12 protein-coding genes are annotated in these 12062 nt (G+C 65.1%); all 12 read right to left on the minus strand.

The window, feature by feature from the left end; translation table 11 throughout:
- On the minus strand, positions 1-887 hold an 887-nt coding region (locus ACTHL0_RS07045), incomplete at its 3' end, for a DUF3443 family protein (RefSeq protein ID WP_440565944.1).
- Between the two features lie 22 nt (positions 888-909).
- Complete coding sequence (locus tag ACTHL0_RS07050; RefSeq protein WP_440565945.1) at positions 910-1416, minus strand: DUF2844 domain-containing protein; 507 nt, start codon at positions 1414-1416, stop codon at positions 910-912.
- A gap of 231 nt (positions 1417-1647) precedes the next feature.
- Positions 1648-2334 carry a protein phosphatase CheZ gene (gene cheZ, locus ACTHL0_RS07055; RefSeq protein ID WP_440565956.1) on the minus strand — a complete coding sequence of 229 codons (687 nt, stop codon included), beginning with the start codon at positions 2332-2334 and terminating at the stop codon, positions 1648-1650.
- Between the two features lie 19 nt (positions 2335-2353).
- The gene (gene cheY, locus ACTHL0_RS07060; RefSeq protein WP_440565946.1) at positions 2354-2749 is read right to left on the minus strand and encodes a chemotaxis response regulator CheY; all 396 of its coding nucleotides are present in this window, start codon (positions 2747-2749) and stop codon (positions 2354-2356) included.
- A 53-nt stretch (positions 2750-2802) separates the two neighbouring features.
- Positions 2803-3900 (minus strand): protein-glutamate methylesterase/protein-glutamine glutaminase, encoded by a 1098-nt coding sequence (locus tag ACTHL0_RS07065; RefSeq protein ID WP_440565947.1) that lies wholly within the window; start codon positions 3898-3900, stop codon positions 2803-2805.
- A gap of 5 nt (positions 3901-3905) precedes the next feature.
- A complete protein-coding gene (gene cheD / locus ACTHL0_RS07070; RefSeq protein WP_440565948.1) occupies positions 3906-4676 on the minus strand; it encodes a chemoreceptor glutamine deamidase CheD in 771 nt (256 codons plus the stop codon).
- Entirely contained in the window at positions 4673-5653 is a 981-nt protein-coding gene (locus ACTHL0_RS07075; RefSeq protein WP_440565949.1) for a CheR family methyltransferase, read from the minus strand. Before ACTHL0_RS07075 ends, cheD begins: the two co-directional genes overlap by 4 nt.
- Before the next feature lie 211 nt (positions 5654-5864).
- On the minus strand, positions 5865-7853 hold the full coding sequence (locus tag ACTHL0_RS07080; protein ID WP_440565950.1) for a methyl-accepting chemotaxis protein: 1989 nt from the start codon (positions 7851-7853) through the stop codon (positions 5865-5867).
- A 37-nt stretch (positions 7854-7890) separates the two neighbouring features.
- Positions 7891-8418, minus strand: coding sequence for a chemotaxis protein CheW (cheW, locus tag ACTHL0_RS07085; RefSeq protein ID WP_440565951.1), 528 nt, complete (start codon positions 8416-8418; stop codon positions 7891-7893).
- A 22-nt stretch (positions 8419-8440) separates the two neighbouring features.
- The gene (cheA, locus tag ACTHL0_RS07090) at positions 8441-10654 is read right to left on the minus strand and encodes a chemotaxis protein CheA (RefSeq protein WP_440565953.1); all 2214 of its coding nucleotides are present in this window, start codon (positions 10652-10654) and stop codon (positions 8441-8443) included.
- Between the two features lie 159 nt (positions 10655-10813).
- Complete coding sequence (locus ACTHL0_RS07095; RefSeq protein WP_440565954.1) at positions 10814-11179, minus strand: response regulator; 366 nt, start codon at positions 11177-11179, stop codon at positions 10814-10816.
- 101 nt (positions 11180-11280) lie between these two features.
- Positions 11281-12062, minus strand: a 782-nt coding sequence (gene motB, locus ACTHL0_RS07100) for a flagellar motor protein MotB (RefSeq protein ID WP_440565955.1), incomplete at its 5' end; no start/stop codon positions are given.

Genomic DNA, 12062 nt, shown 5'->3' on the forward strand with positions numbered 1-12062 from the left:
GTCGAGCCTACAGCGGGCATGTTCAAAATCACGCCGGTGGTGTCGCCACTTGCGAAGGACTGGACCGGATTGGCCACCTGCTTCGAATTCGGCACGGCCTGATCGGTGCAGCTCGTGAGCGTGCTGCCGCTCACAGTGCAGCCGTAGTAGACCGTATTCGCCGTCGTACTCTGACAAAAGTCGCCACAGTCGTACTTCGCGGTGCCGATTCCGAGAATGCCGTTCGCGCCAATGCTCGCCTTCGTGTTGTGCAGGGTGCCGGATTCGCAAGCGTTGTTGCTGCCAAACGCCTGGGATTGCGCCACGTCACCGAAGATCTGGATCGACTGGCTCGCCGCGCTCTCGCTGCCGATCTGCACGTCCGCGATCCGTACCGAGCCCCAGGAATTGCCGTCGGCGAATCCCATGCACTCCGCCACCGCCTTTGCGCCCACCGTTTGTGCCGGCAAGCTGCTGAGCATCGTGCTGTTCAGCGCATCGGACGTCAGCCGCAGCCCGTAGGAACCGGTATCGATTTGAATGTTGTCGATCGTCTGGCACGTACCGGTGCCGTGCACGCAAATCGTCACGCTCACCGTGGGAATGTTCGCGGCGCCGGCCACGCCGGACACCACGGACACTTGCACCTGATTGGCTGCAAGCGCCCCCGTGATGCTGGTAACGGCCGCGGTCGGGACGAGATTTCGCGCCGTCGCCCCAGCGGTGGTCACCGTGTTGCTCGTATTCCCGCCGCTCGACGTCGTCGAACCGCCGCTGCTGGTCGTCCCGCTGGTACTGACGGCACTGCTCGATCCGCCGCCGCCGCCGCACCCCGCGACCAGACCGACGATCGCTGCCAAACCGAGCGCGCCGAGCGCACGGGCCCATTTCTTATTGATCTGCAACATGGTTCTACTCGCCCTCGCTCGTTTATTGGATATCGCTAGCGCTTACGCCGGCCGGCAAGGCCGACGGCAAATACGCTTGTCCGCCAAACGCGCCCATGTGTCCGCCCGAGCGCACGACGAGGCCCGGCAGTTCGATCACGAGCGGACCGCGGCCAGGACGAGCCGCCCGCAGCGCGTTGCGCGCGCTGTCGAATTGCGGGAAGTAAGTGCCGAGCAGGACCGGCAAATTAGGCATCGTGGGGCCGCCCCAGGCAATGCCGAACACCGTGCCCGAGGTGGAAACGTACTCGCGCACGACCGTGCCCGAGCCGAACGTCGTCTGCGTCACGGTATACGTGGCAGCGCTCGTCGTACTGGCGGTGGCCGCACCGGATGCGACGTGCGCGACCGGGCCCAGCGAGCTGGAAACCGCGCCCGTGGGCGGCGGCGTAGGGACACCGCCGAGCGCGGCGGATGCGGGCGCGGCTGCGAGCAACAGGCCGCAAGTGAACGCCGCGCAAACCGCGGCGTGCATGGTCCGATTCGACATCAGGAAAGAACCCCTTTATGGATAGTTTTTATCGCGCCCCTCGGCGCGGGTTTGCCGGTGCCATCTTGTTGCGCCTGAACGGCGCAGTCGAACCGTCGACTTCATTTTTCGGTCCGTTTTACATCGTGCCTGCGGGAGATGGACCGAGCGTCAACCCGCGGCAGATACCGCGAAAGGCCGCACCCCGGCAAGCGGGCCGCCTTTCCAAACTTGATTCGATACGGCAATACGTCAGAAACCGAGGCTCGCGAGCAGATCGTCGACGTCGGCTTGATCCTGCACCACGTCGGTCTTTCCTTCCGGGTTGATCTGCGGCCCGTTGAGCAGGTGATCGGGCGTCGCCGTCGGATTGGGGTCGGCCGCGAGCGCCGCCGCCGTCTGCGCGAACTGCTCGCGCCGTTCCGGGGCAATGTTCTCGACGAGCACCGTCAACAGCTGCTGCTCTATAACGTACACGACATCCATGATCTTTTTGATGACCTGACCGGTCAGATCCTGGAAATCCTGCGCCATCATGATTTCGAGCAGCTTCTGGTTCGTCGCCGAGGTGGCGTTCGGCACGCTCGCGAGAAAAGCGCGCGTGTCGGTCATCAGCGTGCGAACCTCTTCGCGCTCGATCGGCGCGGCGTACCAACGCTCCCAGCGGCTGTCGAGCTCGGCCGCATGGGTTTCCAACTGCTCTTGCAGCGGCTTGGCGATGTCGATCGCCGTCAGCACGCGCTCGGCCGCCTGTTCCGTCATGTTGGCGACGTACTTGAGCCGGTCGCGCGCATCGGGCACCGCCTCGGCGGCGAGTTCGACATGCTTGTCCAGCCCGAGCTCGCGCATGGAATCGCGCAGCGTCTTCGTCAGTTGACCGATGCGCGCAAGAATGCGGTCGGTCGTCAGAGCGCGGTCTTCGGCGGCATCCGCTTGCATATTGGTGGGCTCGTCCACTTCAGCTCCCCGTCTTTGCCATCTTCTCGAGAATCTTCGTGAGCTTTTCGTCGAGCGTGGCGGCGGTAAACGGCTTCACCACGTAGCCGCTCGCGCCGGCCTGAGCCGCCGCGATGATGTTCTCTTTCTTCGACTCGGCCGTCACCATCAAGACGGGCAAGTGCGACAGCGCCGCGTCGGCACGGATGCGCTTGAGCATTTCCAAGCCGTCCATGTGCGGCATATTCCAGGCGGAAATCCCGAAGTCGAAGCCGCCGCCTTGCAGGCGCGACAGGCCCGCCGCGCCATCTTCGGCTTCGTCGACGTTCGAGTAGCCGAGTTCCTTGAGCAGGTTGCGGACGATCCGGCGCATCGTCGGAAAATCGTCCACCACCAAGATTTTCATGCTTTTGTCCATCTTTCTTTCCCTTTAACCCTAATTGGTCGGCACGAAGAACCGGGCGTAGCCGGTCATACGCGCTGCACTCGATCGCCCATCGCCGCCAGCCTGACCATCACTTTGCGGCTCATTTCCGATAAAGGCGCGACCTCGTCGGCGCCGCCGAGCGCGATCGCCTCGCGCGGCATGCCGAAGACGACGCAGCTCGCCTCATCCTGCGCGAGAGTGTATGCGCCTGCATTTCTCATGTCTAACAGTCCCGCGGCGCCATCGCGGCCCATGCCGGTCAGGATGACCCCGATCGCATTCTTGCCGGCGTGCTGGGCCGCCGAGCGGAACAGCACGTCCACCGAGGGCCGGTGCCGGTTCACGGGCGGATCGTCCGACAGATGGGCAATGTAATTCGCACCGCTGCGCGCAAGCAACAGATGTGCATGGCCCGGCGCGATATAGGCATGGCCCGGCAGCACCCGCTCGCCATGCTCGGCTTCCTTGACCGTGATCCGGCACAGGCCGTTCAGGCGCTGGGCGAACGACTTCGTGAAACCAGGCGGCATATGTTGCGCGATCAACACGGCCGGTGCATCGGGCGGCAGCGGCACGAGCACTTCGCGAATCGCCTCGGTGCCGCCTGTCGATGCGCCGACGATGATCAGCTTTTCCGTACTGACCAGCGGATTGTTGAACATCGGTGCATGCGCGGCCGCCCCGTGTGCGCCGCCGGCGCCCGCAGCCGGGGCAGGCGCTTGCGCGCGTGCCCGCACGCGGGCGCGGGCGGCGGCACGAATCTTGTCCGCGAGCTTTTCGGCGTAATCGAGCATCCCTTCGCGGATGCCCACCTTCGGCTTCGTCACGAAATCGACGGCGCCCAGTTCGAGGGCGCGCAGCGTGATTTCCGAGCCGCGCTCGGTCAGCGACGACACCATCACGACGGGCATCGGGCGCAGCCGCATCAGCTTCTCGAGGAAATCGAGCCCGTCCATGCGGGGCATTTCGACGTCGAGCGTCAGCACGTCCGGGTTATGTTGCTTGATCAGCTCGCGTGCGACGAGCGGGTCCGGCGCCGTGGCGCAGACCATCATATCGGGCTGGCTGTTGATGATTTCCGTCATCAAACTGCGAATCAGCGCCGAATCGTCGACACACAGTACTTTGATTTTTTGCTGCACAGGTACTACGCCTCCTCTACGGTTTTGGCGCTGTTGATCGGAGTCGTACGTGCGTTTGCACCGAAAAGCTCCACGCGCGGTTTTGCTGGCGGTGCGCCGAACAGTTCGATGCGCGGCTTGCTCGCCGCAGCGGCGGCCCCGCCCTTCGCCCCAAACAATTCGACGTGGCCGCGTTCGCGTGCCGCCCGGGCGTGACGCGCCGCCCGTGCTTCGGCCACTTGCCTGGCGAGCTCTTGTTCGCGCTCGGCAACGGTCGGATCTTGCTGCAGGCGCAGCTTCTTGACCATGGCCTGGCCCGTATCGGGCATGAACGCAACCTTGCGCGGATGCACGCCCTGCAAATCCTCGGCGACGATGCGGATCTTTTCGAGCCCGAGATAGCGGCGCACGAACTCGGAATTGCGATCGCCGATGTTGATCGTCGTCATGCCGGCCAATACCGCCGCGCCACCGAATACCTTCGCTTCGAACCGCTCGCGGCGGCCGCCCATTTTAATGAGTTCGTTGATGAGCACTTCCATCGCGTACGCGCCGTAGCGCATCGAATCGGAAGCCGCCTGGGCCGGGTGCTCGCCGTCGTCGGGCAACATAAAATGATTCATGCCGCCGATCCCGGCCGTTCGATCGTGAATGCAAGCGGCCACGCACGAACCGAGCACGGTAACGAGCACCATGTCCTCGCGCGTCGTGTAGAACTCGTTCGGCAGCAGCTTCACGCCGCGACGGCCGAAGTGGTTGTCGAAGTACAGATTCGTCGCAATGGGTAAGGCACTCATACCGTTGCCTCCTGGTGCGTCGACGGACGTGAGGCGTGCGAGCGGCCGCCCGCTTGCACATCGCGCGCGAGCTCGTACACCGTCTGGCCGCGCAGGCGGAACGCCTGCGTCACATACGTGAAGTTCTCGGAATGACCGGCGAACAACAACCCGCCCGGCTTCACGAGCGGCTCGAAACGCGAGAGCACTTGCGACTGCGTCGGCTTGTCGAAGTAGATCATCACGTTGCGGCAGAAGATCGCATCGAACGGCTGGCGCAGCCCGTAGTCGGCATCGGTCAGGTTCAACTGCGCGAACCGGATCATCGAACGCAACTCGGGGCGCACTTTGACCAGGCCCGCGTGTGGACCGGTTCCCTTGAGGAAAAAGCGCTTCAGACGTTCGGGGCTCAGCGCCTTGACCTGATCGAACGAATACACGCCCGCCTCGCCCTTCGCGAGCACTTGGGTATCGAGATCGGTGGCCAGAATCGTCGCCTGACGGGCCTGCGATTCGCCGAGCGCTTCAACGAGCGTCATCGCGATCGTGTACGGCTCTTCGCCCGTCGAAGCGGCCGAACACCAAATCGAAACCGGCTGCGCACGGCGCTTCACGAACTCGGCCAGAATCGGGAAATGGTGCGATTCGCGGAAGAAGGCGGTGAGGTTGGTCGTCAGCGCGTTCGTGAACGCTTCCCACTCTTCGGCACTGTTCTCGGCTTCGAGCAGGTCGAGATAGCGGCGGAAGCTATCGAGCCCCCGCGCACGCAGACGCCGCGCGAGACGGCTATAGGCCATATCGCGCTTGTGCTCGGACAGCGAAATGCCGGCGCGGCGATGAATGAGTTCACGGATCCGGGCGAAATCCGCCGAGGTGAACTCGAAATCGCGCTCGGCAAAGCCGGAGCGCTCCGCGAAACCGGGCCGCTCGTCGGCGCGATCGCCGGAGGCACTGGGCTCGGCCCGTTCGGACCGGAACAATGCGCGCGCTGTCGTCATGGTGCTTCTCTCACTTCGTGATGGCCGGGCCATGCCGATGCACCCTTGCACCGGCTGCCGGCACGGACGCTGCCGTGCCCGACGCTTGCCGCTCCCCGCTCGCGCTGGAGCCCGCGCGACGCAATAAGTTGCCCGATCGCGGGCGGGGGGCCGAAACGCCACATGCTCGTCTACCTTTCCTGCTGGCGGCGCACTTGCACGCGCCGCCGCCTCAGAACGTTTCCCAGTCGTCGTCCGACTTGCTGCTCGATGCCGCCACGGCCGGGGCCGCAGCCATGCTGGCCGCCGGCTTCGCGGTCGCCGCAGGCTGCGCGCTGCGGGCGGGCGCGGAGGTGTTCCGCACCGGCGCCGAGGCAGTCGAAACAGCTGCCGCACGCTTCGCAGCCGGAGCCGCAGCTGTCGCTTGCGACGCCGCCGATTGCGCGGTGGCGGATGCGACGTTCGCCGCTTCCGACGCGCCGCCCGCCGCCGGGGCCGACGGCCGCGGCAGTTGCGGTGCGCTGGCCGCCGTGCGCGGTGCCGCCTGCACGGCCTTCGCCGCGCGCTTCGGCACCGGCGCGGCGCCCGGCCTCAGGGCCGGTTTCGCTGTCGATTTCGCAGCCGGCTGAGCCGCGGCGCGCAACGGAGCGCTGCCCGATGCGGGCGCGCCGTCGACACGCCACTGCTCGACGACGCTCTTCAGCTGACGCGTCTGCTCTTCGAGCGATGCAGCAGCCGCAGCCGCCTGCTCGACGAGCGCCGCATTTTGCTGCGTCACGTCGTCCATCTGCGACAGCGCTCGATTCACGCCTTCGATGCCGGTCGACTGCTCTTCCGACGCGGCGCTGATCTCGCCCATGATGTCGGTCACGCGGCGCACGGCTTGCACGATTTCGTCCATCGTCGTACCGGCGCGGCCAACGAGATCCGAACCGCTGGCCACCTTGTCGGCCGAATCGCCGATGAGTGCCTTGATTTCCTTGGCCGCCGCGGCGCTGCGCTGCGCGAGCGAACGCACTTCGCCCGCCACCACGGCGAAGCCGCGGCCTTGCTCGCCTGCACGCGCCGCTTCCACGGCCGCGTTCAACGCGAGAATGTTCGTTTGGAACGCAATGCCTTCGATGACGCCGATGATGTCGACGACCTTGTTCGAGCTCGTCGCGATGTCTTGCATCGTCGTCACCACCTGGCTCACGACCTCTCCGCCGCGCACGGCGATGTCGGACGCGTTGACCGCGAGCTGGCTGGCCTGACGGGCGTTTTCCGTGTTCTGGCGCACCGTGCCCGTGAGCTGGCCCATGCTCGTCGCCGTTTGCTGCAGCGAGGCGGCCTGCTCTTCGGTGCGTTGCGACAGATCGGTATTGCCGATCGAGATTTCGCGCGCGCCGACATCGATCGATTCCGTGCCGGCGTGCACGGCCTTGACCATCGTCGTCATCGCTTGCTGCATGCGCACCATGCCCGCGTACAGGCGGCCGATCTCGTTCGTGCCGTAGCTGCGCACCGAGCGCGTCAGATTGCCGTCGGCGATCTGTTCGAAATGCTCGATGGCATCGTTGATCGGCTGGACGATCAGCCCGCGCAGCGCGAAACGAATGAAGACGACGAGCACGATCGCCAGCAACGTCACGGCGATGATCAGCGAGCTCATCAGCGTGATCTGCGCCGACGATTGATCGTGCTGCGATTCGGCGTGTTCCTGACGAGCCTTCAGCACGCTGGCGGCCGCCTTGTCGAAGGCGACGAACATCGGGCTGATCTTCGTATCGGCGATCGCATGGTAGGCCGCGAGATCGCCCGCCTGCGCGGCCGCGAATTCGGGCTCGACACCGTCATGCAAGAGCGTCGCATGGCGCGCGTCGAGTTCGTCGACCATCGCCGGGTCAACGCCTTCGCGCGACGTGTTGGAGAACGTTTGCCAGGCTTGGTTGGAACTCGCCAGCAACTCTTGCGCGCGGGCCAGGACTTTCTTCGCTTCGTCGGCGTTGTTTGCCTCCGACAACGCGCGGAAACGATCGAGCGCCACGCGCGAGCGCAGCAGGTAGCTGCCAGCATCGTCGAGCGAGTGGATCGTCGGCAAATCGCCGTGCGCGAGCGAATCGAGCGAGCGGTTCGCAGCCGAAAGCGCGATGAGCCCGAGCACGCCGACCGCGATGGTCAGCGCCACGAGGACGGCACCGATAGCCGTCAACGTCGTGCGGATCGACCAGTTCTGCAACATCGTGAATCTCCGGTTGGGCGCGTCGGCGCCCTTCGCCTTACTGCGCGAACGCTTCGATGAGCGCCATTTCCTTGCTGACCATCAGTTTCTCGATGTCCATCAGGATCAGCATTCGGCCTTCGACGGTACCCAGGCCCGTCAGATATTCGGCGGTCAGCGTCGCGCCGAATTCGGGGGCGGGCATGATCTGATCCGCCGTCAGCGTCAGCACGTCCGACACGCCGTCCACCACCATGCCGACAACGCGATGCGCGACGTTCAGGATGATCACGACCGTTTGATGGTCGTACTCCACGCGGCCCAGGTGGAACTTGATCCGCATGTCGACGATCGGCACGATGATGCCGCGCAGGTTAATCACGCCCTTGATGAAATCGGGCGCGTTCGCGATACGCGTCACGCTGTCGTAGCCGCGAATCTCCTGCACTTTCAGGATGTCGATGCCGTACTCTTCGGCGCCGAGCGTGAAGATCAGGAACTCTTGACCGGTTGCGTCCGCTTGCAGCGCGTCGCGACGGCCAGCGACGGTCAGGCCGTTCGCATGATGGGTTTGGACTTCAGACACGTTAGCCCCCAAACGGTTGGGATTACGAAAAGTTCATTGCGCCGTGCGATGCACGGCTCTCGCGGTTCAACGCCGCCACGTCCACGATCAGCGCCACACTGCCGTCGCCGAGGATCGTCGCCGCCGAAATGCCGCGCACCTTGCGGTAGTTCGTTTCGAGGTTCTTCACGACGACCTGCTGCTGGCCGACGAGTTCGTCGATCAGCATCGCGAAGCGGCGGCCCTCGGTCTGCATGATCGTGACGATGCCTTGGGTCGGCTCCGTGCGCGCACCCTCGACCGAGAACACTTCGTGCAGCGGCACGAGCGGCAGGTATTCGCCGCGTACGCGCACCACACGCTCGCCGTTGGCCACCGTATAGATGTCCTCGGCCACCGGTTGCAGCGACTCCATCACGAAGTTCAGCGGCAGGATGAAGATTTCGCTGCCGACCTTGACCGACATGCCATCGAGGATCGCGAGCGTGAGCGGCAGGACGATCCGCGTCGTCGTGCCCTTGCCTGCGTGCGAGGTGATCTCGACGTGGCCGCCCATCGATTGGATGTTCCGCTTGACGACGTCCATGCCGACACCGCGGCCCGATACGTCCGTCACCTGCTCCGCCGTCGAGAAGCCCGGCATGAAAATCAGGTTCCAGACTTCCTCGTCGGACATCGATTCGCTCACCTGCATGCCTTGCTTCATGGCTTTGGCGAGAATCTTGTCGCGTCGCAGCCCGGCGCCGTCGTCCGACACCTCGATCACGATGTTGCCGCCGTGGTGAGCGGCCGACAGCACGAGCTGGCCGGCGCCGTCCTTGCCCGCCGCGCGCCGCGCCTCGACGGTTTCGATACCGTGGTCGAGACTGTTGCGCACGAGGTGCGTCAGCGGATCGATGATCCGCTCGATGAGGCTCTTATCCAGTTCGGTCGCTTGACCGAAGGTGACGAGCTCCACGTTTTTACCGAGCTTCGCCGCGAGATCGCGCACTAGGCGCGGGAAGCGGCTGAAGACGTAATCCATCGGCATCATGCGGATCGACATCACGGTCTCTTGCAGATCGCGCGCATTGCGCTCGAGCTGCGCCATCCCGTTGAAGAGCCGATCGTGCAGTGCCGGATCGAACGTGCTCGTCGTTTCCGCGAGCATCGCTTGTGTAATGACGAGTTCGCCGACGAGGTTGATCAGCTGATCGACTTTTTCGACGCCGACGCGAATCGAGCTGCCTTCGCCCGCCGCGGCGGCGGCCGGACGCGCCTTCTTGTCCTCGCCGCCCGCTGGCGCGGCGGCGACTGCGGCGACGTTCGTGGCCGGCTCGGCCTTGGGTTCCGGCGCGGGCGCGGCCGATGCTGCCGGTGCGCTTGCAGCCGGTGCGGGTGCTGCGGCGGCCGGCGCCGGCGCGCTCGCTTGAGCCGCGGGCGCACTCGCTTGCGGTGCACTTTCCGCCGGGACCGCCTCGGCCCCGGCGTCGGGCGCCATGCCGCGGCCGATCGCAATCTGACTTTCGTCGATCACGAAGCAGCACACAGCAGTGATGTCGTCGGACGGCACGTCGGTGTCGAGGTAGACGGTCAAGTCGCCGCCGCTCTTCACCTGTCCGACGATGTTGCCCAGGTTCCCTAATTCTTCGATCAGCAGCGCCTGGTCCTTCTCCCCCACCCCCCGTAGCGTAACTTTCAGGTGAGGCCGGGCGTTGTTCGATTCGCCCTTGCCCGGCGCCGCCGAGCCGTGGGCCGCTTCGACGGCCTGCTCGACGACATGCTCGGGCGTGCCACCCTCCGCGTCCGCGGCAGGCGCACTTGGCGCACTTGGCGCACTTGCCGCGGGTGCCGCCGCCGGCGCCTGTTCGGCGGCGGGTGCGCCGTTACCCTCGGCATGCAGCCGTTCGAGTTTCGCGCAGATCGCGGCAGCGGCCGCGGCATCGGGTTCGGTGCTCGATCGATACGCGGCAAGCTGGTCGGCCAATACGTCCTTCGTCTCGAGGAACGTATCGATCATGTCCTTGCGCAGCTTCAACTCGTTGTTGCGAGCACGATCGAGCAGCGATTCGAGGATGTGCGTCGTTTCGGTCAAGGCCGTGAAGCCGAACGTCGCCGCCCCGCCCTTGATCGAATGCGCCGCACGGAAAATCGCAGCCAGATCCTCCGGATCGGGCGTGCCGACGTTCAAGTTGAGCAGCAGCTGCTCCATTTGCGCGAGCAGCTCATCCGCCTCGTCAAAGAACGTCTGATAAAACTGGGTAATGTCGAGTGTCATGCTTCAATCACCGCTATGAGTCGAGTGCTTCGCAGGTAGCGCGTTGTCGATCCGTTTCCATGCGCGCGCTTTGCGCCGCATATGCCCTATCCTTTCCTGCCATTCGCCGCGCGAGCCGTACCCGCGCGCCGTTCGTCCGCCGTTCGTCTTCGCCCCGCCTCACGCATTGAGCGCGTCGACGAGTTCCGTCAACGTATCGGGATCGAGCGGCTTTTCGATCCAGCCCGTCGCGCCTGCCGCACGCGCCGCATCCTTGAATGCGACGCCGTCTTCCGTCGTCAGCACGAAGATCGGCGTGACCGCGTAAGCCGGCTGCGAACGCAGCGCCGCGATCACGTCGAGCCCGCTGCGCTTGGGCATGTACTGATCGGTGAGTACGAGATCGAAGCTGCGCGCCAATGCGCTTGCCAGACCCTCGTCGCCGTCGGCCGCCACGGTCACCTCGTAGCCAGCCGCACGCAGCGTCGCCGCGAGGATTTCACGCATCGCGGCCGAATCGTCGATCGCCAAAATGTTCCTGATCATGAATGCCTCACACCGCACCCGCGCTTGTTGCGTTCATCACGCTCGTCCGTCCGTTCGTTCGTCAGGCACCCGCATCGCGGGAAGGACGGCGCGCGCTTCTGTCACTTGCTCACCACCGCTTTGCCGGCATTCGCAGGCAGGCCCATCGCGTTCACCGCACCCGTGCCCGACGGCAGGCCCTTCACCGATGCCGCATCCGGTGCGAGCTTGCCGACGATCGGCGCCGCGCTCGCCGCGTTGTCCGACAGCGTCGTCGTCGTCGAGTCATCATGCATCAAGGCGTCCTCGGACTTTTTGTTGAGAACGATGATACTTATGCGTCTATTCTCCGGATCGAGCGGATCCGCCTTGTTCAGGTTCTGCGTCGAGGCGAGCCCGAGCACGCGCATCACCTTGTCCTCAGCCATTCCGCCGTCGATCAGTTCGCGCCGCGACGCGTTCGCGCGGTCGGCCGACAACTCCCAATTGCTGTAACCCTTGCCGCCACCCGCGTAAGGCACGGCATCGGTATGACCCTGGACGACGATGCGGTTCGGCACGTCGTTCAGCGTCTGGCCGATCGCGCGCAGGATGTCGCGCATGTACGGCTCGACATCGTCGCTGGCCGTGGCGAACATCGGGCGCTTTTGGGTATCGACGATCTCGATGCGCAGCCCCTGGAGCGTCGAATCGATGCGGATCTGCTGCTTGAACTGGCGCAGCACCGGATTGGCTTCGATCGCGGCCATCAACTTGACCTGCAAATCGTGCAGCCGCACCTGCTCGCGGCGCTCGAGCGCACCCTGCAGCTGGTTCATCGCCTCGTCGTCGGCCTTGACGGCCGTATGCGTCGCGCGCGAACTCGTGCCGTCCGAGCGGCGCGTCACGCCATCGGCCTCGGTCG

Origin of the sequence: Trinickia sp., from assembly GCF_051961175.1 — a bacterium.
In the GTDB taxonomy this organism is placed as follows: Bacteria; Pseudomonadota; Gammaproteobacteria; order Burkholderiales; family Burkholderiaceae; genus Trinickia.

Excerpts from the sequence above, each read along its gene's own strand:
- ACTHL0_RS07050 (WP_440565945.1), bottom strand. The coding sequence starts at position 1,416 with ATGTCGAATCGGACCATGCACGCCGCGGTTTGCGCGGCGTTCACTTGC.
- cheZ (WP_440565956.1), bottom strand. The coding sequence starts at position 2,334 with ATGCAAGCGGATGCCGCCGAAGACCGCGCTCTGACGACCGACCGCATT.
- cheY (WP_440565946.1), bottom strand. The coding sequence starts at position 2,749 with ATGGACAAAAGCATGAAAATCTTGGTGGTGGACGATTTTCCGACGATG.
- cheD (WP_440565948.1), bottom strand. The coding sequence starts at position 4,676 with ATGAGTGCCTTACCCATTGCGACGAATCTGTACTTCGACAACCACTTC.
- ACTHL0_RS07075 (WP_440565949.1), bottom strand. The coding sequence starts at position 5,653 with ATGACGACAGCGCGCGCATTGTTCCGGTCCGAACGGGCCGAGCCCAGT.
- ACTHL0_RS07080 (WP_440565950.1), bottom strand. The coding sequence starts at position 7,853 with ATGTTGCAGAACTGGTCGATCCGCACGACGTTGACGGCTATCGGTGCC.
- cheA (WP_440565953.1), bottom strand. The coding sequence starts at position 10,654 with ATGACACTCGACATTACCCAGTTTTATCAGACGTTCTTTGACGAGGCG.
- ACTHL0_RS07095 (WP_440565954.1), bottom strand. The coding sequence starts at position 11,179 with ATGATCAGGAACATTTTGGCGATCGACGATTCGGCCGCGATGCGTGAA.